Origin of the sequence: uncultured Pseudacidovorax sp., assembly GCF_913773995.1 — a bacterium.
Lineage (GTDB): Bacteria > Pseudomonadota > Gammaproteobacteria > Burkholderiales > Burkholderiaceae_C > Xenophilus.
In genome coordinates this window covers 1-23,250 of the sequence record NZ_CAJYES010000157.1, presented here as the reverse complement: position 1 = coordinate 23,250, position 23,250 = coordinate 1, and the positions used below count along the sequence as shown (strand labels likewise).

The window sequence follows — 23,250 nt, the reverse complement described above, 5'->3', positions numbered from 1 at the left end:
GAAGGTCGGCTGTCCACGCCAAAAGCTCTCTGCCGGGATTCATTCCCAAGGGGGCAACGGGCTGTGGACAACTTCCCAAACCTTTGGTCTTCGACATCTTGGATGGAAGATACAAGGGGGCAGCCGCGAAGCGGCATGGGGGTTCAAAGGTCAATCCCTGAAGTTGTCGAAAGAGACCGGCAGATCGGACACATCCTTGCGGATCAGCGCCATGGCGGCCTGCAGATCGTCCCGCTTGGCCCCGGTCACGCGCACGGCATCGCCCTGGATGGCGGCCTGCACCTTGAGCTTGCTGTCCTTGAGCAGGCGCTGGATCTTCTTGCCCGTCTCCGAGTCGACGCCGTTCTTCACCTTGAAGACCTGCTTGACCTTGTCGCCGCCGATCTTCTGCACGTCGCCTTTGTCCAGAAAGCGCACGTCGACGTTGCGCTTGGTGAGCTTGCCGCGCACGATGTCCTCGATCTGCGCCAACTGGAAGTCGGCATTGCCGATCAGGATGATCTCCTTGTCCTTGAGTTCGACCGAGGCGGGCGTGCCCTTGAAGTCGAAGCGGGTGGTGATTTCCTTGGACGCGGTGTCGATGGCGTTGCGCACCTCGACCATGTTGGGTTCGCAGACGGTGTCGAAAGACGGCATGGGGTTTCTCCTGAAGATGTCGCGCCCGGGCGCATGCGCCGGGACGGAAGAGCGCGCCGCCCGCGAGCGAGGCCACGAGGCGGCGGATGCGAAAATTCTCCCATGATCGCCGAGCGCAACGTCCCCCTCCAACCCCACAACAGCTTCGGCATCGTCGCCCGCGCGCAGCAACTCGTCCGCATCCGCAGCGAGGATGACATCGCCGAGGTGCTGGCCCGCGAGGACTGGCGCGAGATGCCCAAGTTCGTCCTCGGTGGCGGCAGCAACATCGTCATCACCGGCGACGTCAAGCCGCTGGTGCTCAAGGTGGAAATTCCGGGCCGACGCGTGGTCGAGGACACGCCCCGCGCCTGCATCGTCGAGATCGGCGCCGGCGAGCTGTGGCACGACACCGTGCGCTGGACGCTGGAGCAGGGCTGCCCCGGCCTGGAGAACATGGCCATGATCCCGGGCACCGTCGGCGGCGCGCCGGTGCAGAACATCGGCGCCTACGGCGTCGAGCTGCAGGACCGCTTCGAGTCGCTCGACGGCATCGACCTGGAGACCGGCCGCCGCTTCACGCTCGACGCGGCCCAATGCGCCTTCGGCTACCGCGATTCGGTGTTCAAGCATCCGCCCGGCAGCGGCCCCAACGATTTCGGCCTGGCCGGCCGCGCGCTCATCACGCGGGTGCGCCTGCGCTTGCCGCGGCCCTGGAAGCCGGAACTGGGCTATCTCGACCTCGCGCGCAAGGCGGCCGAAAGCGGTATCGCCGAGCCCACGCCCATGCAGGTCTTCGACTGGATCTGCGCCATCCGCCAGGCCAAGCTGCCGGACTGGCGCGTGCTGGGCAATGCGGGGAGCTTCTTCAAGAACCCCACGGTCACGCCCGAGCAGTGCGCGGACATCATCGCCCGCGAGCCGCGCATCGTGCACTACCCCATGCCGGACGGCTCGGTGAAGCTGGCGGCGGGCTGGCTGATCGATGCCTGCGGCTGGAAGGGCAAGTCGGTGGGCAATGCCGGCGTGTACGAGAAGCAGGCGCTGGTGCTGGTCAACCGCGGGGGCCACACTCACCCCGCCACCGGCGGCGAGGTGATGACGCTGGCCAAGGCCATCCAGACCAGCGTCTACGAGCGCTTCGGGATCCGGCTGGAGCCGGAGCCGGTGGTGGTGTAGCTCTCCAAAGCGGCGGCAGCTGTCGAGCGCGAACACGAGGAGTGCCATGTACCGGCGGACCCTGAATCTGCGCCAGCGCATCGACGGCCTGACCTGGGCACAGTGGCTGGCAGCGGTGTTGCTTGGCGGTGCCGTCAGCGCGTGGTGGGCGGGGCGGATCTCTGTCTGGTTCATGGCTGCCGGCATATGGGCGCTGCTAACCCTGTGGGTGGCGCTGCGAGCATGGCAGGGCGGCCTGCGGCGACAGTTCATTCGCGAAGCCGCGCTCCCACCCTTTCTACGCGGCAAGCTGCAGCAGGCTTTCCCTCAGCTTTCGGAGCGCGATGCCGACTTGGTCATGCGGGGGTTGCGGCAGTTCTTCATGGCGCATCTGCGCAGTGGGCGCCGCTTCGTCGCCATGCCGTCCAAGGCGGTGGACGAGGCTTGGCACGCCCACATCCTGCATCCGCAGGCTTACCAACGCTGGTGCCGGACGGCCTTCGGGCGCCTTCTTCACCACACGCCCGCGGAAGTCCTGGGCCGCGATGCGCGGCGCAATGACGGTCTTCGCCGTACCTGGTACTGGGCATGCAAGGAGGAAAGCATCGACCCGCGCAAGCCTGCTCGGCTGCCCCTGCTGTTTGCGCTCGACGCCAAATTCGCCATTGCAGGCGGCTACCACTACGTCGCCGACTGCAGCGCCATCGACCGCGCCAGCGCTTCGGATGTGTACTGCGGCAGCAGCTTCGCGGGAGATGGAGGCGGTCCCGACGGCAACGCGGGGGGCGATGCCTATCCGGGTGACGCGGACGGGCTTGGTGGCTCAGAGACGTCGTCGGCAGCAGGGGGCGAAGGCGGGGATGCGGGCGGCACCAGTTGCGCCGGCGGATGCGGCGGCGGCGGGGGTGGCGACTGAGCGCCAGGTCGGCGTCAGTGCGACGCCGCCTCAGCAAAGATCAACCGAAGTGGCAGATGTAGCTGTAGGGCTCGCCGCTGACGCGGATGTCGAACTTGGCGTTGCCGGGGATGCTGAACTTCTCGCCGGCGGCGGAGCGCTTCCACTCGCTGTCGCCCTCCAGCCGGTATTCGCAGCTGCCGGCGGTGCATTCCATGATCTCGGGCGCGCCGGTGCTGAAGGTGAGCGAGGCGGGCAGGATCACGCCTACCGTGCACTTGCGGCCATCGGCCAGCGTCACGCCGTGCGAGACGCATTTGCCGTCGAAATAGACATTGGCCGAGGTGGAGACGGACACGCCGTCGAGGGTCTTCTGGATGCTCATGGGCTGCAGCGGTCAGGAGGATGAAACAGGGCCGCGGATTCTAGGGGCCAGTCGGTCCCGCACCGGCGCAGTCCTGTGGGGGCCCGCTCACCAGCGGCGATGCCAGCCGCGCGAGTAGCCGAAGTTGAGCGACAGGCCCACCGGCGGGTACACGTACGGCGCCGGATAGGCATAGACCGGCGCCGCCACGGGTGCCGGGTAATACACGGGCGCCGGGTACGCGGTCGTGTAGACGGGATAGCCGGGCGCCACGACGGCCTGCGGCGCGAGCGCCGGCATCGGCGCATTCGACACCACCACCCCGGGCTCAGGCGTCACCTGCTCCCAGGGGGCGCGGGTCGCATAGGTGTTGCCGGCGGGCGGTGAAACCTGGCCGGTCTGCATGCTGGGCTGCGGTGTCACCGGGTAGGTGCTGACGCCCAGGTCACTCACCTGCAGGCCGATGGTCTGGCCAGGCGGTGTGTCGGTGCGGGTGGTGTAGGTCCGGCCGTTGTATTCGTAGCGCACGCTGTAGCTGGTACGGCCGTTCTCGACGACCGGTGTGCTCGACAGAACCTGGCCTTGAGCGTACTGAGGCTGGCTCTGGGCGAAGGCCGGGGCGGCGAGGCCACCGAGCATGGCCAGGGCCAGGGCGCCGAGCGAATGATGGGGGAAGGTCATGGACATCTCCTGCGAATGAGAGGCGGCGAACGCGCCGCAACCTCGATTGGACGCCGACCGGTGCGGCGGGTTCAATCCCTCAACGGCCGATGCGGGCCTTCCAGGCGTCGGCATCGAAACCAACGGTAACCGCACCACCCGGCCATTCGACGACGGGGCGCTTCACCAGGCTGGGATTGGCGCGCAGTGCGGCGGCGGCCGAATCGGCGTCGACCACGGCCAGCCGGGTGCCTTCATCCAGTTGCCGCCAGGTGGTGCCGCGGCGGTTGACCAGCGGCTCCCAGCCGAGGGCCGCCAGCCAGCGGGCGAGGGCCGCCTCGGGCACGCCCTGCTTCTTGAAGTCGTGAAAGGTGTAGGCCTGGCCCTGGCGGTCGAGCCAGGTGCGGGCGCGCTTGACGGTGTCGCAGTTGGGGATGCCGTAGACGTCGATCATGGGGCGCGATGATGCCTTACGCCTCGTCCCGGCCCCGCCGCGCAGGGGCATCCGTCGCGCGTTCGCCGGCCGGCGCATCTCCCGTCGCCCGGCCGGTCATTGGGAGGCGGGCCATGGGGCGCACGAGGGGCTCGGCGACAATGCCGCCCTCCTATGAAGACCCTCGCCGACTGGCTCGCCTACGCCGAGCAACTGCATGCCAAGAACATCGCCCTCGGGCTGGACCGGGTCCAGGCCGTGGCCCGGCGCATGGGCCTCGCGCTGACCTGCCCTGTCATCATCGTGGCCGGCACCAACGGCAAGGGCTCCACCTGCGCGATGCTGGAGGCCATCCTGGCCCAGGCCGGCTACCGCACGGGCGTCTACACCTCGCCGCACCTGGTGCATTTCGAGGAGCGCCTGCGCATCGGCGGGCAATCGGTCGAGGGCGAGGCGCTGCTGCCACATTTCGACGCCGTCGAGACCGCGCGCACGGCCGGCGGCGAAGCCGTTGCGCTGACGTATTTCGAGCTCACCACCCTCGCCATCCTGTCGTGCATGGCGGGCTCGGGGCTCGATGTCGCGATTCTCGAGGTGGGTCTGGGCGGACGGCTCGACGCCGTCAACATCATCGATGCCGACTGCGCCGTGATCACCAGCGTGGACATCGATCACATCGAGTTCCTCGGCACCGACCGCGAAAGCATCGGCGCGGAAAAAGCCGGCATCCTGCGCGCGGGCCGGCCCGCCATCGTGAGCGATCCGATGCCGCCGCGCAGCGTGGTGGCCCGCGCCGAGGACCTGGGCGCCGACCTGTGGCTCTCCGGCCGCGATTTCACCGTCAGCGGCGACAAGCAGCAGTGGGCCTGGTCGGGCCGTGGTCGCCGCTATGCGGGGCTGGCCTATCCCGCGTTGCGCGGCGCCAACCAGCTGATCAATGCGGCCGGTGTGCTGGCGGCGCTGGAGGCCCTGCGCCCGCGGCTACCGGTCTCGGCCCAGGCCATCCGACAGGGCTTTGCCACCGTCGAGCTGCCGGGCCGGTTCCAGATCGTGCCTGGCCAGCCGGCGCTGGTGCTGGACGTCGCTCACAACCCGCATTCGGCCGCCGCGCTGGCCGAGAACCTGGATGCGATGGGCTTCTATCCCACCACGCATGCCGTCTTCGGCGCGATGGCGGACAAGGACCTGGCGCCCATCTTCGAACGCCTGGGTCCGCTGGTGGATCGCTGGTACTTCACCGACCTGCCCACGCCCCGGGCTGCGGCCGCGAGCGACCTGACGCGGATGTGGACCGCGCTGAACCGCCGTGCCGACGCCCGCGCTTCCACGCACGCCGACCCAATGGCTGCACTCTCCGCGGCCACGGCGGCGGCAGACCCGGCTGATAGAATCGTCGTCTTTGGTTCTTTCTTCACCGTCGGCGGTGTTCTCGCGCACGGTGTGCCCCGGCTGACAGCCCGGCATCTGCAGCCGGGAACCTGAATCGGTCGCTGCGGCGCTATTCGCCCTTCGTCCGCCAGACAGCCGCTCCGCTCGGGGATTCGACGTCCACATGGCTTTCTTCAAGCTTCGATCCAAAGGTTCCCCGGGCAAGGAAGGCCGCGGCAACGTCTCGGCCGCACCGGCCGAAAGCGTCGAATCGCTGCGCCGTCGCGCGCGCCATCGCCTCGTCGGCGCCGCCGTTCTGGTGCTGCTGGGCGTCATCGGCTTTCCTCTGCTGTTCGATACGCAGCCGCGACCCGTGGCGGTCGACATCCCCATCGAAATGCCGGACCGGGCCAAGGTCAAGCCGCTGGCCCAGGCGGAGTCGCCTGCGGCCGACACCTCGCGCAGTGCCGCGGGGCCGGTTGCCTTGCCGCCTCCTGCAGGGGGGGTGATCACAGAGCGTGCCGATGGCAGCGAAATGACGGCAACGACCCCTGCGCCCGCGCCGGAGCCGCGCCGCGAGGCCGTTGCGAGCGCCGAAGCTGCGAAGGCCGAGCCGTCGCGCGCCGAGCCGGCACGCGCCGAGGCCAAGCCTGAGCCCAAGCCCGAGCCGGTCAAGACACCCGCGGCCAAGCCCGAACCCAAGACTGAGACCGCCAAGGCCGAGGCAACCAAGACCGAGCCGGCCAAGCCTGCACCCCAGGCTCCTAGTCGTGATGACGGGGCGCGTGCCCGCGCGCTGCTCGAAGGCAAGCCGCAGCAGCAGGTGGTGGCTCAGGCGCAGCCTGCGGCCGCGGCACCCGCCGAGGCGGCGGGCCGATTCGTCGTGCAGGTCGGCGCCTTTGCCGACGCGGCCAAAGCCCAGGAAACGCGCCAGAAGCTGGAGCGCGCTGGCCTCAAGACCTACACCCATGTGGCGAAGACGCCCGAGGGCGATCGCACCCGGGTGCGGGTCGGGCCTTTCTCCTCGCGTGCCGACGCCGACAAGGCCGCCGCCCGCATCAAGGCGCTGGCCCTGCCGGCTGCCGTGCTCACACTCTGATCGCGCTGCGCCATGGCGCTTTTCGACTGGATCGCCGTGATGCTGATCGCGGTGTCGATGCTGATGGGCCTGTGGCGCGGACTGGTCTATGAAGTGTTGTCGCTGGCGGGGTGGGTCGCGGCCTTCCTGTGTGCGCAGTGGCTGGCGGGCAGTCTGGCGGCGGTCTTGCCTTTCGGTGAACCGGAGGCACCTTGGCGCTATGGTGTGGCGTTTGCGCTCATCTTCATCGTCGTCGCCTTCGTGGGCGGCGCCATCGCTTCGATGACGCGGCGTCTGGTTACGGTGGCCGGGCTGCGGCCGGTGGACCGGTCGCTGGGTGCGCTGTTCGGCGCCGCCCGTGCCGCGGTCGCGTTGCTGGCGATCGCCGTGGTGGTTCATGTGATGGCCTGGCACGACCAGGCTTGGTGGCGCGAGTCGGCCGGCGCGCCCTTCATCGATGCGGCACTGCAGGGTCTCAAGCCTGCGCTGCCGCAGAAACTGGCCAGCTACCTTCCGTAGTTCAGGAAATCAAGGATCTCCCATGTGTGGAATCGTCGGCGTTTTCAGCAACGCGCCCGTCAACCAACTGCTCTATGACGCCATGCTGCTGCTGCAGCACCGCGGTCAGGACGCCGCCGGCATCGTGACGATGCTGGAGCGCAAGTTCTTCATGCACAAGGCCAAGGGCATGGTGCGCGACGTGTTCCGCACCCGCAACATGCGCGCGCTGCCGGGCACCACGGGCCTGGGCCAGGTGCGCTACCCGACGGCCGGCAACGCGTACAGCGAGGAAGAGGCCCAGCCCTTCTACGTCAACGCGCCCTTCGGCATCGTGCTGGTGCACAACGGCAACCTCACCAACGCGCATGCGCTGCGGGCCGAGCTGTTCTCGACCGACCACCGCCACACCAACACCGAGAGCGATTCCGAGGTGCTGCTGAACGTGCTGGCGCATGAGATCGAGCGTGCCACGCGCGGTGTGCCGCTGCACATCCAGGACATCTTCACGGCGGTCGAGGCGGTGCACCGCCGGCTGCGCGGTTCCTATGCGGTCATTTCCATGATCGCCGGCCATGGTCTGCTCGTCTTCCGCGACCCCTACGGCATCCGCCCGATGTGCCTGGGCCGCAATGCGGACGGCGGCGTGATGGTGGCCAGCGAATCGGTGGCATTGGAGGGCTCGGGCTTCACCTTCGAGCGCGACGTGCTCCCGGGCGAGGCGGTCTTCATCGATCTGCAGGGCCAGGTGCATGCCCGCCAGTGCGCACCCAACGCCAGCCTGCATCCCTGCATCTTCGAGTTCGTCTACCTGGCGCGGCCCGATTCCACGCTGGATGGCATCTCGGTCTACCAGGCGCGCCTGAACCTGGGCGAGACGCTGGCGCAGCGGGTGGTCTCCACCGTGCCGCCGAGCGAGATCGACGTGATCATCCCGATTCCCGAGTCGAGCCGCCCGAGCGCCACGCAACTCGCCCATCTGCTGGGTGTGCCGTACCGCGAAGGCTTCGTCAAGAACCGCTACGTGGGCCGCACCTTCATCATGCCGGGGCAGGCGGTGCGCAAGAAGTCGGTGCGCCAGAAGCTCAATGTGATTGCCAGCGAGTTCAAGGACCGCAACGTACTGCTGGTGGACGACTCCATCGTGCGCGGTACTACCAGCCGTGAGATCGTGCAGATGGCGCGCGACGCGGGTGCGCGCAAGGTCTACATGGCCAGCGCCGCGCCACCGGTGCGCTATCCCAACGTCTATGGCATCGACATGCCGACCAAGGACGAGCTGGTGGCCCATGGCCGCAGCATCGAAGAGATCCGCCAGATCATCGGCAGCGACGCGCTCATCTATCAGGATGTCGACGCCATGAAGCGTGCGGTGATGAAGGCCGCACCCAAGACGCCCGGCGCCGTGCCGCTGGGCGGCTTCGAGGCCTCCTGCTTCGACGGCGTGTACGTCACCGGCGACATCGACACCGAGGCCATCACCCGCATGAACGGCAACCGGCCGCGCATCGAGGAGACCGAGGTCGACTCGTCTCGCCTGACGCTGCCCAACCTGGCCGAATGACCATGAGCCTGCAAGAACGCGACCTGCCCGCCGGCCTGCATCCCGAGACCGAGGCCGTGCGCCGCGCCACGGCGCGCAGCCAGTACGGCGAGAACTCCGAGGCCCTTTACCTAACGAGCGGCTACGTGCAGCCCTCGGCCGAGGCCGCCGCGCGCCGCTTTGCCGGCGACGAGGAGGGCTTCACCTACGGCCGCTACGGCAACCCCACCGTCGCCAGCTTCGAGCAGCGCCTGGCCGCGCTCGAGGGCGCCGAGGCCTGCATGTCCACCGCCTCCGGCATGTCGGCCATCCTGATGATGTGCATGGGCCTGCTCAAGGCCGGCGACCACGTGGTGTGCTCGCAGTCGATGTTCGGCTCGACCATCAAGCTGATCGGCTCGGACCTGGCCAAGTTCGGCGTCGAGTCGAGCTTCGTGCCGCAGACCGACCTCGCCGCGTGGAAGGCCGCCGTGCGGCCCGGCACCACGCGCCTGCTCTTCGCCGAGACGCCCACCAATCCGCTCACCGAGGTCTGCGACATCGCAGCCCTTGCCGAACTCGCGCACGAGAGCGGCGCGCTGATGGCCGTGGACAACTGCTTCGCCACGCCGGCGCTGCAGCGGCCGATGGCCATGGGCGCCGACATCGTCATGCATTCCGGCACCAAGTACCTGGACGGCCAGGGCCGCGTGATGGCCGGCGCCCTGTGTGCCAGCCAGAAGATGGTGACCGAGAAGTTCCTGCCCGTGCTCAAGAGCGCCGGCATGACGCTCGCGCCCTTCAACGCCTGGGTGGTGCTCAAGGGCCTGGAGACGCTGGACATCCGCATGAAGGCGCAAGCGGCCAAGGCGCTGGCGCTGGCACGCTGGCTGGAAGCCCATCCGGGTGTCGGTCGCGTGTACTACCCGGGCCTCGCCAGCCATCCGCAGCATGCGCTGGCCATGGCGCAGCAATCGGGCAGCGGCGGTGCGGTGCTGTCGTTCGACGTCAAGGCGGCCGACGCGGACCAGGCGCGGCGCCGCGCCTTCCATGTTCTGGATTCGATGCACTGGCTGTCGCTGGCCACCAACCTGGGCGACACCAAGACCATGTGCGCCCACCCGGCCAGCACTTCGCATGGCCGGCTGACCGAGGCGCAGCGCCAGGCTGCCGGCGTGGGCCAGGGCCTGATCCGCGTGGCCGTGGGCCTCGAACACACCGACGACGTTGCCGCGGACCTCGACCGCGGCCTGAGCTCTCTTCCCGCATGACGACCACCCGCACCCGGACCCGCTTCGCCCCGTCGCCGACGGGCTTCATCCACCTGGGCAACATCCGCTCGGCGCTGTACCCGTGGGCCTTCGCGCGCTCCACCGGCGGCGACTTCATCCTGCGCATTGAGGACACGGACCTCGAGCGCTCGACCCAGGCCGCCGTCGACGTGATCATCGAAGGCATGGCCTGGCTGGGCCTGGACCATGACGAAGGCCCGTTCTACCAGATGCAGCGCATGGACCGCTACAAGGCGGTGCTGGCGGACATGCAGGCCCAGGGCCTGGTCTATCCCTGCTACATGAGCGTGGCCGAGCTCGACGCACTGCGCGAGCGCCAGATGGCTGCCAAGGAAAAGCCGCGCTACGACGGCACTTGGCGGCCCGAGCCGGGCAAGACGCTGCCGGCGATCCCGGATGGCGTGCAGCCGGTGCTGCGCTTCAAGAACCCCATCGGTGGTGTCGTCGCCTGGGACGACAAGGTCAAGGGCCGCATCGAGATCCGCAACGACGAACTGGACGACCTCGTCATTGCGCGGCCCGACGGCACACCCACGTACAACTTCTGCGTGGTGGTGGACGACATCGACATGGCCATCACCCATGTCATCCGCGGCGACGACCATGTCAACAACACACCGCGGCAGATCAACATCTTCCGCGCGCTCGGCAAGGAGCCGCCGGTCTACGCCCACCTGCCCACCGTGCTGAACGAGCAGGGCGAGAAGATGAGCAAGCGCAACGGCGCCAAGCCGGTGACGCAATACCGCGACGAGGGCTACCTGCCCGACGCCATGGTCAACTACTTGGCCCGCCTGGGCTGGAGCCACGGCGACGATGAGATCTTCAGTCGCGCGCAGTTCCTGGAATGGTTCGACCTGGACCATCTGGGCCGCAGCGCCGCCCAGTTCGACGAGGCCAAGCTGCGCTGGGTCAATGCCCAGCACCTCAAGGCCATGGCGGACGAGCAGCTTGCACCGTTGGTGGCCGAGCAACTCACCAAGCGTGAGATCACGGCTGACGAACGGTTGGTGGCGATCTGCGGTCTTTTCAAGGACCGCTGCGACACCACGGTCGACCTGGCCGGTTGGGCGGCAGCCTTCTACGCGCCCGTCACCGCCAGCGAGGCGGACCGTACGCAGCACATCACCGATGCCGTGCGTCCGGCCATTGCCTCGCTCGCTGAACGGCTGGCTGGCGTGGCCACTTGGGACAAGCCCTCGATCGCCGCGGCGATCAAGGAAGTTTTGGCCCAGCACAGCCTCAAGATGCCCGCCCTCGCCATGCCTGTGCGCGTGTTGATGATGGGCACGCCGCAGACACCGTCGCTCGATGCCGTGCTCGCGCTTTTTTCTCAGCAGACGGTACAAGAAAGGTTGCGCACTGTTTAAAAGCCTGCATATAATGCAAGGCTCGACACCTTACAGGGTCGACGTCAAAAGCGTCGGTCGAAACGGGGGTATAGCTCAGCTGGGAGAGCGCTTGCATGGCATGCAAGAGGTCATCGGTTCGATCCCGTTTACCTCCACCATCGAGGTGTCGTCGTAGAGAGTCGCGAGACTTTCGTCCAAGGTTTTGACCCTATCGTCTAGAGGCCTAGGACATCACCCTTTCACGGTGAGTACCGGGGTTCGAATCCCCGTAGGGTCGCCAAGTTCGTAGCACTTGGCTCTGTCGCCAGAGCGCAAAGCTGCCTGCCAGGAGTGGTAGTTCAGTTGGTTAGAATACCGGCCTGTCACGCCGGGGGTCGCGGGTTCGAGTCCCGTCCGCTCCGCCAGTCTTTCAAAGCCCTTGCAGTCTTGCTGCAGGGGCTTTTTGTTTGGGCGTTTGAGAAGAGCGGCGCGGCCCCACCCGCGGTGAAGCCACGCCCCCACGAGAAACCGCAGGCAGCGGGCAACGTGGTGCCTCAAAGCTTCAGCGCCTGCGCATAGCCCGTCATTTCGAGGTATCCGCGACCGGCTTGACGCCCTGACGTGTCCAGCAGCGCGCTCAAGCCTTCCCAATAGATGGCGCCGGTCGAGGCGCGGCTGTCCAGCTCCTGGTTGTCGACCAAGGCGCGTACCTCGAAGCTGCCGGCCGGTGTCCGGATTCGCCACTGCACTGGGTAGCGGGCGCGGGACAGGGGGCTTGTCCAGAACCGGAGCGGTTCGAAATGCACGCTGTCGTGGTCGAAAACCTGCATTGCACCGCCCGGCGGGCGCCAGGAGCCGCCGGCCCACAGCGCGCTGCCGTTCGCCCGGCGCAAACGGAAAGCCGTCAGGGCGCTGCCGTCCTCCAGATTCATCCCGACCCAGTCCCAGCCCACCGCCTCTGGGTGCAGGAGCGCCTGGCTCCATTCATGGTCGAGCCACGCCCGCCCCCGGACCGGTTGGGGTGGGCGTCCGGCCACTGCGACTCGGCCCTCCACCGCCAGTTGCGGCTGGCTGTAGTAGTAGCTGGCTTGTGCAGGGTCCGGCCCCTTGCGGGAGAGCCCGGCCTGCCCTTGAAGCAGCACGGGTTGGGTGGGCTGCAGCCGCAATGAGAGGCCGAAGTCTGCGCCTGGCGCCTCGGCCATGTACGCGCCGGAGCTTGGGTCGCGCATGAGAGACCAGTCGCGCAGTCGCACCCGCGTGTCCTCTTCGCTGGCATCGGCGATGCCGAAGCCGGCACGCGCGATACGCTGATCATGATGCAACTGGCCCGCCTGCAGGTCGGTCAACGCGGCATGGGCGAACAGCAGTTGTCGCGCGGCAAACGCCGACGTCAGCGACTGCGTGCCCTCCACGCGCGAACGGAAGAAGGTCAACTGGAAGCCGTAGCGCGCTCCGTCCGCAGACTCGGCATGACCCGTGGCGTACCACCATTCCGTGCGCAGGTCGGGGTGGCTGCCATGGTCGCGGGGGAAGCGGAGCTCGCGCGTTGGCAGGGCCCAGGACGAAGGCACCGGCAGCAGTCCACCGGCCAGCATCGCCAGCAAGCGCCGCCGGGTGGGGCTCCGAACGGTGATCGGCGTCGTCAAGAGCGGGAAAGGCATCGAAGGATGATCGCCGATGCCGCAAGCCCCGGGCCGCGTCACCGCCAGCGCGACGGTGTCGCTCGCCGGACGCGTTTGCGAGCGCGGCTGTGCTCCCGTTCCTCAGCCGTTGAGCGCTGCCTCGATCCCGCGCACGGCCTCGGCGCAATCGCCGAACCGGTCGTCGACCCAGCGTGCATCGTGATAGGTCGCCAGGTACCGGTCGCCAGAGTCGCACAGCAGCGACAGCACCGAGCCGCGCCGACCCTGTTCGCGCATCTCGTGCGCCAGCGCCAGCATGCCGACGAAGTTGGTGCCCGTCGACGGACCCACCTTGCGGCCCAGCAGCTTGGACAGCACCCGCATGCCGGCGATAGACGCCACATCCGGCATCGGGATCATGCGATCGACGACGCTGGCGATGAAACTCGGCTCCACCCGCGGCCGGCCAATGCCCTCGATGCGCGAACCCGCACCTTCGCAGTCCCAGTCGCCGGTGGCATGGAACTCGGCAAAGGCAGAGCCTTCGGGATCGACCACCGCCAATTGCGTCTCGTGTCCGCGGAAGCGCACGTAACGGCCGATGGTGGCGCTGGTGCCGCCCGTGCCGGCCCCCACGACGATCCAGGCCGGCACGGGATGCCGCTCCTGCGCCATCTGCTGGAACATGCTGTCGGCGATGTTGTTGTTGCCGCGCCAGTCGGTGGCCCGCTCCGCGAAGGTGAACTGGTCCATGTAGTGGCCGCCGCACTCGTGGGCCAGATCCTCCGCCTCGTCATAGACCTCCCAGGCATGGTCGACGAAGTGGCAGCGGCCGCCGTAGAAGGCGATCTGCGCCACTTTCTCGGCCGAGGTGCTGCGCGGCATCACCGCCACGAAGGGCAGGCCCAGCAGCCGGGCGAAGTAGGCCTCGCTCACGGCGGTGGAGCCGCTGGAGGCCTCGATCACCGTGGTTCCTTCGCGCACCCAGCCGTTGACCAGCGCGTGCAGGAACAGCGAGCGCGCCAGTCGGTGCTTGAGGCTGCCGCTCGGATGGGTGGACTCGTCCTTGAGGTAGAGGTCGATGCCTGCCGCTTCGAAAGCGGGCAGCGGCAGGGGAATGAGATGGGTGTCGGCGCTGCGCAGGTAGTCGGCCTCGATGCGGCGCATCGCACTGCTCAACCAGGCACGCGCACTGTCTTGAGAGAACTGACTCATTTCGCAGGCGGTTGGCAGAAGGCCTGGAAACCCTCGAGCGTGTTGGCAAAGCCTTTGTCGCGGGCGAGTTCCCAGGGGCGTGCGCAGCGCTGGACGGCGGCACACCAGAGGTAGCCAGCCGACATCTTGCAGCTCTGCGGGCCCTCGGCCGCACCGGCGCCGTCCGCGCCGACGATGCGTGGGGGCGGGGGGGCGAGCGGCATCGACTCGACCGCGGCCGGGCCGTCGGGCGCCGCCGCGCAGGCGGTGAGCACCGCCGTGGTGACCGCGAGGGCCAGGAAGCGTACGTGCATCGGCTCAGCCCACTTCGGCGATCAGCTCGATCTCGACGCAGGCGCCCATGGGGATCTGCGCCACGCCGAAAGCGCTGCGCGCGTGGGCGCCGCGCTCGCCGAAGACCTCGGCGAAGAGTTCGCTGGCGCCGTTGGTCACCAGGTGCTGCTCGGTGAAGGTGGGGGCCGAATTGACGAGGCTCATCACCTTGACGATGCGGCGCACGCGCTCCAGATCGCCCACGGCCGCCTGCAGGGTGCCCAGCAGGTCGATGGCGATGGCGCGGGCGGCCTGCTTGCCTTCGTCGGTGCCGAGGTTGACGCCCAACTGGCCGACCCAGGGCTTGCCGTCCTTCTTGGCGATGTGGCCCGAGAGGAACACCAGGTTGCCGGTCTGCACGAAGGGCACGTAGGCGGCGGCGGGCACGGCCACGGGAGGTAGTTCGATGCCGAGTTGCTTGAGCTTGTCTTGGATGGACATGGAGGAACTCCGGAATGGGAAGGGTCTGAAGGAAGCTGCCGCCGGGCTGAGGGTTGCCGGCAGGCGGGGCGCCACCGCTGAGCGCGGCGACAGGATCAGCGATTGTCCGGCATGGGCGCCGGTCGACTTTCGTTGAGCTCCGGCGGGCTGGACACCGTGGGTGGGACGGGCCCGACCGAGGCCGTCGGTGCGTCCGACGTCGGGATGACTTCGCGACCGATCGCCCCGAGCAGGCCTTCGCGGCGCGCGGCCGGCAGTTCGTCGAAAGGCTGCACCGTGACCCCGACATTCAGCACATGGCGGGCGCCTCCGTGAAGCACCCCGCGCATGGGCGAGACGTCGGCGAAGTCGCGGCCCACGGCCAGCACGACATAGTCGGGTCCGGGCTGGCGTCCGTTGGTGGGGTCGAAACCGGCCCAGTCGCCCGGCCCCGCGGCGGGATGCTGCGCATCGGCACCGTGGCCAGGCATGTAGACCTCCACCCATGCATGCGAGGCGTCGGCACCCACCAGGCGAGGCTGCCCCGGCGGCGGCTGGGTCAGCAGGTAGCCGCTCACATAGCGCGCCGGCAGGCCCAGTGCACGACAGCAGGCGATCATGATGTGGGCGAAGTCCTGGCAGACACCGCGGCGCTGCGCCAGGGCCTGCACGGCGGGCGTGTTGATCTCGGTGCTGCCGCTGGCGTATTCGAAGTCGCGGTGGATGCGCAGCGTGAGTTCCATCGCCGCCTCGAACAGCGGCCGGCCCGGTGGGAAGCTGGCCCGCGCGTAGGCGGCGAAGTCGTCGTGCGGCGGCACATGGCGCGACGGGAAGACGAAGTCGGACGCCGCGTCGTCATGTTCGCCTGCGCGGTAGCGGAAGCGTTCGCGCACGACGTCCCAGGCCAGCCGCGCGTCCGCCTGAGGCAGGAGCGCCGGCTGGGCCGTGCGCACAAGGCTTTGCGCGGTGACCACCAACTGGTCGTGGGTGGACTCGAGCGCGAAGAAGGTGCGGCGGTTGCCGTAGATGTCGTCCGACTCGCTGCGATGGACCGGCGCGGGCGAGATCGCCAGGCGGTGGTCCAGCACCGCCTGCGAACCCAGGTCCCGCGGGCGCAGGTGGGCCATGTGCTGGGCGGTTTCAACGGCGGGCGCGTAGTCGTAGCGCGTCTCGTGGGTGACGTGCAGCAGCATGGTCAGACGCCCACCGAGCGCACGGTCTCGAAGGTGAGGGTGAAGTAGCGCACGCCGATGGAGTCGGACACGTGGTAGGCGGCGGTCTCGCAGCGCGCAAGCGTCTGCATCAGCGTGCCGTAGCGGCCGTCCGGGCCTGGCGCGCACAGCAGCTCCAGCGACCAGTCGTCCGGATTGGGCAGCTCGTACGACAGCGCTGTGAGCCGGTCGGGCGCGCTGCCGGCCAGCTTGGCCAGGCGCTTGCGCAGCGTGTGTGTGACCCAGGCGAGCGATCGCGGGTTGTCGCCGTCCAGCACCAGCAGGTCCACCAGCGAGGCCACGTCGCGCCGTTGCTGGTAGCGGGCGTGGAAGGTGATGGTGCTGTCGAACAGGCCCACCAGCGCCTCGAAGCCGCTGGCCTCGTGCACGGTGCCATGTTCGAAGCCCGCGGCCAGCGCGCTGGCCAGGAAGGCGAGCCGCTCGATATGCCGGCCGATGGACAGCAGCCGCCACGCGTCGTCGCGCGTCATGCGGTCGGTCTGGGCGCCGGTGATGGCGGCGAGCGCGGCGCTGGTCGCCTCCAGCGTGCGCAGCGTGGCGCCCACCGCATAGCGTCCCTCGCCGCTTTCGCCGGCCTGCTCCTGGCTGCGGCGCACGAGGTCGGTCTCGGCGCGCACGATGTGGTTCCAGTGCTCCTGCGACAGGCGCTCGCGCACGGCCTGTGCCGCCTCGCGCAGGCAGCGCAGGTTGAAGCCCACGCTGCGGCCGTTCTGCGCCTGGCCGAGCTCGGCGATCAGGGCGCGTTCGAACAGGCGCCGGCTGTGCGCGGCGCGCGCGCCTTCGTGCTGGCGCGCCAGGCCGGGTACCTCTCGCGGCACCAGCGCGTTGCGCAGGGCCATCTCGTGCAGCCAGGCCACGAGCGGACGGGAGAACTGGTCCTCGCCGCTGAGGTTCTCGAGCGTGAGGCGGGCCAGGCGCAGCGTGTTCTCGGCCCGCTCGGTGTAGCGGCCCAGCCAGTACATGTTCTCGGCCGCGCGGCTGGTGACCGGCGCGCGGTGGCGCTGCAGCGAGGCTGGCGTGCTCTGAGGCGCCAGCCGCGTGCTGCGGTCCACCTCGCCCTCGGTCTGCACCCAGACATCGGCACTGCTGCCGCCGCGCTGCATCGACGCGATCTGCGCATCCTGGCCCGCGAGCCGGGCCAGGCCGCCCGGCAGCACGCGCCAGCTCTGCGGCCCGTCGTTGACGGCGAAGACCCGCAGCATCATCGCCTTGGGCGCGATGCGGCCGGGCCCGAGTTCCTGCGCCCAGGTCGGCATCTGCGACAGCGGCAGATAGCTCTGCACCGTGTGCGCGTCGCTCTGGCGGATGATGCGGCCCGCCCATTCGTCCAGGGCGCGCTGGTCCAGCTGGGTGCCGAGCACGGCCTCGAAGCTGGGATGGATGGTCGAGCCCGGATAGGTCGGCTTGACGGCGCACTCGGCCAGTCGGGGCAGGGCGGCTTCCATGGCCGCGCGCTCGCCGCACCACCAGGTGGGCAGGGCCGGCAGGGCCAGTTCCTCGCCCAGCAGGCGTCGCGACAGCGCCGGCAGGAAGCCCAGCAGCGCGGGCGATTCGAGGAAGGCCGAGCCGGGCATGTTGGCGATCAGCAGGTTGCCGGCGCGGATCACCTGCAGCAGGCCGGGCACGCCCAGGGTGGAATCGGGCCGCAGTTCGAGGGGGTCCAGGAAGGGATCGTCCAGCCGCTTGATGAGGCCGTGCACAGGCCGCAGGCCCTGCAGCGTCTTGAGGTACAGACGTTCGTCGCGCACGGTGAGGTCATTGCCCTCCACCAGCGTCACGCCCAGGTAGCGCGCCAGGTAGGCGTGCTCGAAGTAGGTCTCGTTGTACGGGCCGGGCGTGAGCAGGGCGATGTGCGGCGGCGAGCCGGCCGGGCACATGCGCTGCAGGCCCTCCATCATGGCGGTGTAGGTGGCCGCCAGGCGCTGCACCTGCAGCGATTCGAAGGCCTGCGGAAACTGCCTGGACACGGCCAGTCGGTTCTCCAGCAGATAGCCCAGCCCCGAGGGCGCCTGGGTGCGTTGCGAGACGACCCACCAGTTGCCGTCCGGCCCGCGCGCCAGGTCGAAGGCGGCGATGCGCAGCCAGGTGTCGCCGGGCGGCTGAACGCCGTGCATCTGGCGCAGGTAGCCGGGGTGGCCGCGCACCAGCGCCGCGGGCAGCAGGCCTTCCTTCAGCAGCGCCTGCGGCCCGTAGACGTCGGCCATCACCCGGTCGAGGATGCGCACGCGCTGCAGCACCCCGGTCTCGATCTGCGCCCAGCTGCCGGGCGCCACGATCAGCGGGAAGAGGTCCAGCGACCAGGGGCGCTGGGGCCCATCGGTGTCCGCATAGACGTTGTAGGTGACGCCGTTGTCGCGGATCTGGCGCTCCAGGCTCAGGGCGCGCCGCGGCAGGTCGGCGAAGCCTTCGGGGCCGAGCTCCTCGAAGAACTGCGTCCATGCCGGCGTGAGCGGTTCCGAGGGCTCTGCTGCAGTGGCGGGCTTCGCCACCGGCTCGGCAGGTTCGGGCTGGGCGTCGGCATCCGCCAGCGCCAGCGGGGGCGCGGTCGGCGCGGCGGCCTGTACGGGTGGCCGGGGCGGGGTGGTCCTGCCGCGCAGTTCGTCGAAATGCCCCGGCTCCGCGGCCGGCGCCAACGCGGCGGCGAAGGCGGCTGGCGATTCCAGCCCCTGGGCGTCGAAGAGAGAGTCGTTCAGCGGATCCACAGCTGGCGGATTGTCACATCGGATTCACAGGCGATTGGCAGGCGCCCAAGGGCGCGGCGCCAATCGTGAACGATTGCACAACCCGCGTGGCGTGGCGCGTCCAGCTGCGATGCGCGTCAGGCCGCAGCACTTGCCGCTGGCAGGCCAGGCGGCGGCCTGCGCCATCACCGCCGCAGATCCAGCGTGAACGGGAATTCGCGACTGCCCACCACCTCGATGTTGGCCGGCGGCGTGCGCAGCATGCCGGGCGTGTGGCCCATGCGCGAGAAGCGCGCGAGGCGGCGGCTTTCGGCCTCGTAGGCATTGACCGGGAAGGTGGTGTAGTTGCGGCCGCCCGGGTGGGCGACGTGGTACTGGCAGCCGCCCAGCGAGCGCTTCATCCAGGTGTCGACGATGTCGAAGGTCAGTGGCGCATGCGGGTAGATGGTCGGGTGCAGCGATGACGGCGGGTTCCAGGCCTTGTAGCGCACGCCGGCCACGTACTCGCCTGCCACGCCGGTGGGCTGCAGCGGCAGCACCTTGCCGTTGACGGTGACGGCATAGCGGCTCTGGTTGAGGCCCGTGACGCGCACCTCCACCCGCTCCAGCGACGAATCGACATAGCGCACCGTGCCGCCGATGGCGCCCTGCTCGCCCATGACGTGCCAGGGCTCCAGCGCGTTGCGCAGCGACAGCTCCACGCCCATGGCCTGCACCTCGCCCACCAGCGGGAAGCGGAACTCGAAATGCGGTGCGAACCATTCGGCCTCGAAGGCGAAGCCGGCCTGGCGCATCTCGGCGATCACGTCGTCGAAATCCATCTTCACGAAGGTGGGCAGCAGGAAGCGGTCGTGCAGCTCGGTGCCCCAGCGGGTGGCCGGCGCCTGGTAGGGCGTGTCCCAGAAGCGGGCGATGAGCGCGCGCAGCAGCAGCTGCTGCACGATGCTCATGCGGGCATGGGGCGGCATCTCGAAGGCGCGCAGCTCCAGCAGGCCCAGGCGGCCGGTGGGGCCATCGGGCGAGTAGAGCTTGTCGATGCAGAACTCGCTGCGGTGCGTGTTGCCGGTGACGTCGATCAGGATGTTGCGCAGCGTGCGGTCCACCAGCCAGGGCGGCATGCCCTGGCCATAGAGCTCGCGGTTGCGCACGATTTCCTTGATGGCGATTTCGAGCTCGTAGAGCTGGTCGTTGCGGGCCTCGTCCACGCGCGGCGCCTGGCTGGTCGGGCCGATGAACAGGCCCGAGAACAGGTACGACAGCGAGGGATGGTTGTGCCAGTAGAGGATCAGGCTGGCCAGCAGCTCGGGCCGGCGCAGGAAGGGGCTGTCGGCCGGTGTGGCGCCGCCCAGCACGAAGTGGTTGCCGCCGCCGGTGCCGGTGTGGCGGCCGTCGGTCATAAACTTCTCGGCCGTCAGGCGCGTCTGGAAGGCCGCGTCGTAGAGGAACTCGGTGTGCTGGACCAGCTCGCCCCAGTTGTGCGCCGGATGGATGTTGACCTCGATCACGCCGGGGTCGGGCGTCACCTGCAGTAGCTTCAGGCGCGCATCGCGTGGCGGCGGATAGCCCTCCAGCACGATCTGCATGCCCAGTTCCTCGGCCGTGGCCTCGACGGCCGTGAGCAGGTCGAGGTAGTCCTCCAAAAAGGCCAGCGGCGGCATGAAGACGTAGAGCACGCCCGAGGCCTGGCCCACCTTCTCGGCGGCCGGGCCGTTGGCGCGGCGCGGGTCGCGCGCTTCCACGCACAGGGCCGTGCGCGTGATCCAGTGGGCCGATTCGCCGCGGCTCGGGAAGCGGACGTTGGCGCCGTCCGCCACATGCCGCGCGCTGCCGTCGCCCGGGGCCACGTCGCCGCCGGTAGCGCCAGCCGCGCCGGGCGGCTGCAGGCGCACCGTTGCGCTCGCATTGCGGGGCGCACCCTGCACATAGGCCACCTCGTCGGTGCCGGCGCCCATGCCGCCCTGGCCCCAGGCTTCGGCATAGCGCGCGCGCAGCTCGGCGGCGGAGGGCAGCGCGGCCTGCGGCGCATGCGGATCGCGGTCGATCAGGTAGGGGAAGTCGCCCTTGGCGACCCAGGGCTGCGAATCGAGCGGCAGTCGGTAGCCCATGGGCGAATCGCCGGGGATCAGGTACATGCGGTCGTCGCGCAGGAACCAGGGGCCGGTCTTCCAGCCGGCGCCGGCCAGCGCCGGATTGCCGCTGGCGTTGGAGGAGGGCTCCAGCGGCAGCACATAGCCGATCACCGCGTCGAGCTTCTGCGTGAACACGCGGCGCAGGCGGGCGCGCTCCAGTTCGTCGTCGAGGTTGGACTCGAAGGGGTCGACGTTGACCGGCAGCCGGCGCTCGCGCCAGAGGTAGTAGTAGACGTCCTCGTAACCCGGCTGGATGAAGCGATCCGACAGGCCCAGCTTGCCCGCCAGCGTGCGGGTGAAGCGATCGGCGTCGGCGCTGGTGTAGCTGGCCGGCTTGCGCTCGTCGGCGAAGAGGGCCGGGTTGTGCCAGATGGGCTGGCCGTCGGCACGCCAGAAGATCGACAGCGCCCAGCGCGGCAGTTGCTCGCCCGGATACCACTTGCCCTGGCCGAAATGCAGGAAGCCGCCGTGGCCGTATTCGGCACGCAGGCGGTCGACCAGTTCGGTCGCATAGCCGCGCTTGGTGGGGCCCAGGGCGTCGGTGTTCCATTCGGCCGCGTCGCGGTCGCTGTTGGCCACGTAGGTGGGCTCGCCGCCCATGGTCAGGCGCACGTCGCCGGCAGCCAGGCGGGCATCGACCGCATCGCCCAGCGCCAGCACCTCGGCCCACTGGTCGTCGGTGTACGGCTTGGTGACCCGCGGCGATTCGTAGATGCGGGTGACGACCATCTCGTGGTCGAACTCGACCTCGGCTTGATCGACCAGGCCCTCGATGGGAGCGGCGCTCGACGGGCTGGGCGTGCAGGCCAGCGGGATGTGGCCCTCGCCGGCCAGCAGGCCGGAGGTGGCGTCCAGGCCGATCCAGCCGGCACCGGGCAGGTAGACCTCGCACCAGGCATGCAGGTCGGTGAAGTCGACCTCGGTGCCGCTCGGGCCGTCGAGCGACTTGACGTCGGGCGTGAGCTGGATCAGATAGCCCGAGACGAAGCGCGCCGCCAGGCCCATGTGGCGCAGCAGTTGCACCAGCAGCCAGCCCGAATCGCGGCAGGAGCCGCTGGCGTTCTGGAGCGTTTCTTCGGGCGTCTGCACGCCGGGCTCCATGCGGATGAGGTACCGGACGTCCTGCTGCACCTGCTGGTTCAGCTTGACCAGGAAGTCGATGGTGCGCTGCTCGCTGCGGTCGATCTTTTCGAGGTAGGCCGCCACCAGGGGCGTGGCCGGCTCGGTGACGAGGTAGGGCGCCAGCTCCTCGGCCTGCGCCTTGGAGTACTTGAAGGGCACCGTCTCCGCATGCGGCTCGAGGAAGAAGTCGAAGGGGTTGTAGACCGCCATCTCGACCACGAGGTCGACCGTCACGGTGAACTCGGTCGTCTTCTTCGGGAAGACCAGCCGCGCCTGGTAGTTGGCGAAGGGATCCTGCTGCCAGTTGATGAAGTGCTCGGCCGGCTCGACGCGCAGCGAGTACGAGATCACGTTGCTGCGGCAGTGCGGCGCGGGGCGCAGCCGCACGACCTGCGGGCCCAGTTGGACGGGTCGGTCGTACTTGTAGCGTGTGACGTGGTGGAGGGCGGCGTGGATCGACATGGGACTCGGTGGTTTGGGCTTATTCTGGTGACGGCGCGCGTGCAGGAATGACGGGCCCGAGGGCGCATGCTAGCCGAGAAGCAAGCAAGGACTGCGCCATCGGACCCCCCATGCGGCGGGCCGTTCAGGGAGAGAAAACGGCTTGAACACAGGCAGGGTGGCGGTGCGCGCAGGAGGGTGCCTGCGCGCCGTGACGGGGTCGTGGCGGGGCAGGGGCTGGCCGGGTCTGATGGCGGCGATGGCTGGCGCCATCGCGGGTACGGCGCTGCAGCTGCGGCAGCCGGTGCTGTGGCCCGTCGGGCTCTATGCCGTGGCGGCGCTGTCCGCGCTGGTGGCCTGGCTGGTCTCCGGCCTGCTGCCTGCGCCGCGCCATCGTGCCGGCCTGTTGCTGGCGCTGATGGCGGGCATGGCCGGGGGATTCGCGCAGACGGGCTGGCGTGCCGGCGAGCGCCTGGCCGGGGCGCTGGCGCCAGCCCTCGAAGGCCGGGATCTGGTCCTCCAGGGGCGCGTGACGGGTATGCCGCAGCGGCGCGATGGCGGCCTGCGCTTCGAATTCACGACCGAGGGCGAGCCGCCGCTGCCGGGTCGGCTGATCCTGTCCTGGCCGGACGCCGTCGCGTCGCCCGCGCCGTTGCATGTGGGCGAGGGTTGGCGGCTGCCGGTACGGCTGCGTGCACCGCACGGCACGCTCAATCCGCACGGTTTCGACTACGAGCTCTGGCTGTTCGAGCAGGACATCCAGGCGACCGGCTCGGTACGACCTGCGCCGTCTCCCCTGCGACTGCAGACGCCCTCGTGGTGGGAGTGGCCGCTCGAGCGTGCCCGTGAGGCCGTGCGCGAC

The 23,250-nt window shown here is 69.2% G+C and carries 20 protein-coding genes and 3 tRNA genes; 12 read left to right on the top strand and 11 right to left on the bottom strand.

From position 1 onward, the window contains the following. Window positions 1-150 precede the first annotated feature (150 nt). The gene (locus tag QZ772_RS14830; RefSeq protein ID WP_295527700.1) at window positions 151-636 is read right to left on the bottom strand and encodes a YajQ family cyclic di-GMP-binding protein; all 486 of its coding nucleotides are present in this window, start codon (window positions 634-636) and stop codon (window positions 151-153) included. Between the two features lie 102 nt (window positions 637-738). Here QZ772_RS14830 and murB point away from each other — a divergent pair, with 102 nt between their 5' ends. Next, on the top strand, window positions 739-1,794 hold the full coding sequence (gene murB, locus QZ772_RS14825) for a UDP-N-acetylmuramate dehydrogenase (RefSeq protein ID WP_295527684.1): 1,056 nt from the start codon (window positions 739-741) through the stop codon (window positions 1,792-1,794). Window positions 1,795-1,840: 46 nt separating this feature from the next. After that, window positions 1,841-2,689: a hypothetical protein gene (locus QZ772_RS14820; RefSeq protein ID WP_295527681.1), complete on the top strand. Its 849-nt coding sequence runs from the start codon at window positions 1,841-1,843 to the stop codon at window positions 2,687-2,689. Between the two features lie 40 nt (window positions 2,690-2,729). On the opposite strand, the gene QZ772_RS14815 is transcribed toward QZ772_RS14820, so the two are convergent. The 3 genes from QZ772_RS14815 to QZ772_RS14805 form a co-directional block, all read right to left on the bottom strand. Beyond that, the gene (locus QZ772_RS14815; RefSeq protein WP_295527678.1) at window positions 2,730-3,053 is read right to left on the bottom strand and encodes a pyrimidine/purine nucleoside phosphorylase; all 324 of its coding nucleotides are present in this window, start codon (window positions 3,051-3,053) and stop codon (window positions 2,730-2,732) included. 87 nt (window positions 3,054-3,140) lie between these two features. Continuing rightward, window positions 3,141-3,713: a hypothetical protein gene (locus tag QZ772_RS14810; protein ID WP_295527676.1), complete on the bottom strand. Its 573-nt coding sequence runs from the start codon at window positions 3,711-3,713 to the stop codon at window positions 3,141-3,143. Between the two features lie 79 nt (window positions 3,714-3,792). Next, entirely contained in the window at window positions 3,793-4,146 is a 354-nt protein-coding gene (locus tag QZ772_RS14805; RefSeq protein WP_295527673.1) for an ArsC family reductase, read from the bottom strand. Window positions 4,147-4,299: 153 nt separating this feature from the next. Here QZ772_RS14805 and folC point away from each other — a divergent pair, with 153 nt between their 5' ends. The 9 genes from folC to QZ772_RS14760 all read left to right on the top strand — a co-directional run bounded on the left by folC (window position 4,300) and on the right by QZ772_RS14760 (window position 11,639). After that, a complete protein-coding gene (gene folC, locus QZ772_RS14800) occupies window positions 4,300-5,607 on the top strand; it encodes a bifunctional tetrahydrofolate synthase/dihydrofolate synthase (protein ID WP_295527671.1) in 1,308 nt (435 codons plus the stop codon). A gap of 70 nt (window positions 5,608-5,677) precedes the next feature. Continuing rightward, window positions 5,678-6,592, top strand: a complete 915-nt coding sequence (locus tag QZ772_RS14795; protein ID WP_295527668.1) for an SPOR domain-containing protein — start codon at window positions 5,678-5,680, stop codon at window positions 6,590-6,592. 12 nt (window positions 6,593-6,604) lie between these two features. Next, complete coding sequence (locus tag QZ772_RS14790) at window positions 6,605-7,090, top strand: CvpA family protein (RefSeq protein ID WP_295527666.1); 486 nt, start codon at window positions 6,605-6,607, stop codon at window positions 7,088-7,090. Between the two features lie 22 nt (window positions 7,091-7,112). Continuing rightward, entirely contained in the window at window positions 7,113-8,633 is a 1,521-nt protein-coding gene (purF, locus tag QZ772_RS14785) for an amidophosphoribosyltransferase (protein ID WP_295527664.1), read from the top strand. A gap of 2 nt (window positions 8,634-8,635) precedes the next feature. Then, window positions 8,636-9,862 carry an O-succinylhomoserine sulfhydrylase gene (locus QZ772_RS14780; protein WP_295527662.1) on the top strand — a complete coding sequence of 409 codons (1,227 nt, stop codon included), beginning with the start codon at window positions 8,636-8,638 and terminating at the stop codon, window positions 9,860-9,862. Further along, a complete protein-coding gene (gene gltX / locus QZ772_RS14775) occupies window positions 9,859-11,253 on the top strand; it encodes a glutamate--tRNA ligase (protein WP_295527660.1) in 1,395 nt (464 codons plus the stop codon). Before QZ772_RS14780 ends, gltX begins: the two co-directional genes overlap by 4 nt. Before the next feature lie 64 nt (window positions 11,254-11,317). Next, window positions 11,318-11,393: transfer RNA gene (locus tag QZ772_RS14770), tRNA-Ala, on the top strand. Window positions 11,394-11,439: 46 nt separating this feature from the next. Next, window positions 11,440-11,515: transfer RNA gene (locus QZ772_RS14765), tRNA-Glu, on the top strand. A 47-nt stretch (window positions 11,516-11,562) separates the two neighbouring features. Next, window positions 11,563-11,639 (top strand) — tRNA-Asp (locus tag QZ772_RS14760). 129 nt (window positions 11,640-11,768) lie between these two features. On the opposite strand, the gene QZ772_RS14755 is transcribed toward QZ772_RS14760, so the two are convergent. The 7 genes from QZ772_RS14755 to QZ772_RS14725 form a co-directional block, all read right to left on the bottom strand. Beyond that, on the bottom strand, window positions 11,769-12,809 hold the full coding sequence (locus QZ772_RS14755; RefSeq protein WP_295527702.1) for a carotenoid 1,2-hydratase: 1,041 nt from the start codon (window positions 12,807-12,809) through the stop codon (window positions 11,769-11,771). 168 nt (window positions 12,810-12,977) lie between these two features. Then, window positions 12,978-14,051 (bottom strand): PLP-dependent cysteine synthase family protein, encoded by a 1,074-nt coding sequence (locus QZ772_RS14750; protein ID WP_295527657.1) that lies wholly within the window; start codon window positions 14,049-14,051, stop codon window positions 12,978-12,980. Beyond that, window positions 14,048-14,344, bottom strand: coding sequence for a hypothetical protein (locus QZ772_RS14745; RefSeq protein WP_295527655.1), 297 nt, complete (start codon window positions 14,342-14,344; stop codon window positions 14,048-14,050). The genes QZ772_RS14750 and QZ772_RS14745 overlap by 4 nt, the downstream gene beginning before the upstream one ends. 4 nt (window positions 14,345-14,348) lie before the next feature. Continuing rightward, window positions 14,349-14,804: a RidA family protein gene (locus tag QZ772_RS14740; RefSeq protein WP_295527652.1), complete on the bottom strand. Its 456-nt coding sequence runs from the start codon at window positions 14,802-14,804 to the stop codon at window positions 14,349-14,351. A gap of 95 nt (window positions 14,805-14,899) precedes the next feature. Continuing rightward, window positions 14,900-15,976, bottom strand: coding sequence for a transglutaminase family protein (locus tag QZ772_RS14735; protein WP_295527649.1), 1,077 nt, complete (start codon window positions 15,974-15,976; stop codon window positions 14,900-14,902). A gap of 2 nt (window positions 15,977-15,978) precedes the next feature. Beyond that, the gene (locus QZ772_RS14730; RefSeq protein ID WP_295527646.1) at window positions 15,979-18,717 is read right to left on the bottom strand and encodes a circularly permuted type 2 ATP-grasp protein; all 2,739 of its coding nucleotides are present in this window, start codon (window positions 18,715-18,717) and stop codon (window positions 15,979-15,981) included. 164 nt (window positions 18,718-18,881) lie between these two features. Then, complete coding sequence (locus QZ772_RS14725; protein WP_295527643.1) at window positions 18,882-22,409, bottom strand: DUF2126 domain-containing protein; 3,528 nt, start codon at window positions 22,407-22,409, stop codon at window positions 18,882-18,884. Between the two features lie 238 nt (window positions 22,410-22,647). Between QZ772_RS14725 and QZ772_RS14720 the strand changes: the two genes are divergently transcribed. Beyond that, window positions 22,648-23,250 (top strand): ComEC/Rec2 family competence protein (locus QZ772_RS14720; RefSeq protein ID WP_295527641.1); only part of this gene is annotated, 603 nt, incomplete at its 3' end.

Bases quoted from the DNA above. Each gene is read 5' to 3' on its own strand.
- QZ772_RS14740 (WP_295527652.1), bottom strand. From the start codon at position 14,804: ATGTCCATCCAAGACAAGCTCAAGCAACTCGGCATCGAACTACCTCCC.
- QZ772_RS14750 (WP_295527657.1), bottom strand. From the start codon at position 14,051: ATGAGTCAGTTCTCTCAAGACAGTGCGCGTGCCTGGTTGAGCAGTGCG.
- QZ772_RS14745 (WP_295527655.1), bottom strand. From the start codon at position 14,344: ATGCACGTACGCTTCCTGGCCCTCGCGGTCACCACGGCGGTGCTCACC.
- murB (WP_295527684.1), top strand. From the start codon at position 739: ATGATCGCCGAGCGCAACGTCCCCCTCCAACCCCACAACAGCTTCGGC.
- QZ772_RS14820 (WP_295527681.1), top strand. From the start codon at position 1,841: ATGTACCGGCGGACCCTGAATCTGCGCCAGCGCATCGACGGCCTGACC.
- QZ772_RS14810 (WP_295527676.1), bottom strand. From the start codon at position 3,713: ATGACCTTCCCCCATCATTCGCTCGGCGCCCTGGCCCTGGCCATGCTC.
- QZ772_RS14735 (WP_295527649.1), bottom strand. From the start codon at position 15,976: ATGCTGCTGCACGTCACCCACGAGACGCGCTACGACTACGCGCCCGCC.
- QZ772_RS14815 (WP_295527678.1), bottom strand. From the start codon at position 3,053: ATGAGCATCCAGAAGACCCTCGACGGCGTGTCCGTCTCCACCTCGGCC.
- QZ772_RS14780 (WP_295527662.1), top strand. From the start codon at position 8,636: ATGAGCCTGCAAGAACGCGACCTGCCCGCCGGCCTGCATCCCGAGACC.
- folC (WP_295527671.1), top strand. From the start codon at position 4,300: ATGAAGACCCTCGCCGACTGGCTCGCCTACGCCGAGCAACTGCATGCC.
- gltX (WP_295527660.1), top strand. From the start codon at position 9,859: ATGACGACCACCCGCACCCGGACCCGCTTCGCCCCGTCGCCGACGGGC.
- QZ772_RS14830 (WP_295527700.1), bottom strand. From the start codon at position 636: ATGCCGTCTTTCGACACCGTCTGCGAACCCAACATGGTCGAGGTGCGC.
- QZ772_RS14805 (WP_295527673.1), bottom strand. From the start codon at position 4,146: ATGATCGACGTCTACGGCATCCCCAACTGCGACACCGTCAAGCGCGCC.
- QZ772_RS14725 (WP_295527643.1), bottom strand. From the start codon at position 22,409: ATGTCGATCCACGCCGCCCTCCACCACGTCACACGCTACAAGTACGAC.
- purF (WP_295527664.1), top strand. From the start codon at position 7,113: ATGTGTGGAATCGTCGGCGTTTTCAGCAACGCGCCCGTCAACCAACTG.
- QZ772_RS14795 (WP_295527668.1), top strand. From the start codon at position 5,678: ATGGCTTTCTTCAAGCTTCGATCCAAAGGTTCCCCGGGCAAGGAAGGC.
- QZ772_RS14755 (WP_295527702.1), bottom strand. From the start codon at position 12,809: ATGCTGGCCGGTGGACTGCTGCCGGTGCCTTCGTCCTGGGCCCTGCCA.
- QZ772_RS14790 (WP_295527666.1), top strand. From the start codon at position 6,605: ATGGCGCTTTTCGACTGGATCGCCGTGATGCTGATCGCGGTGTCGATG.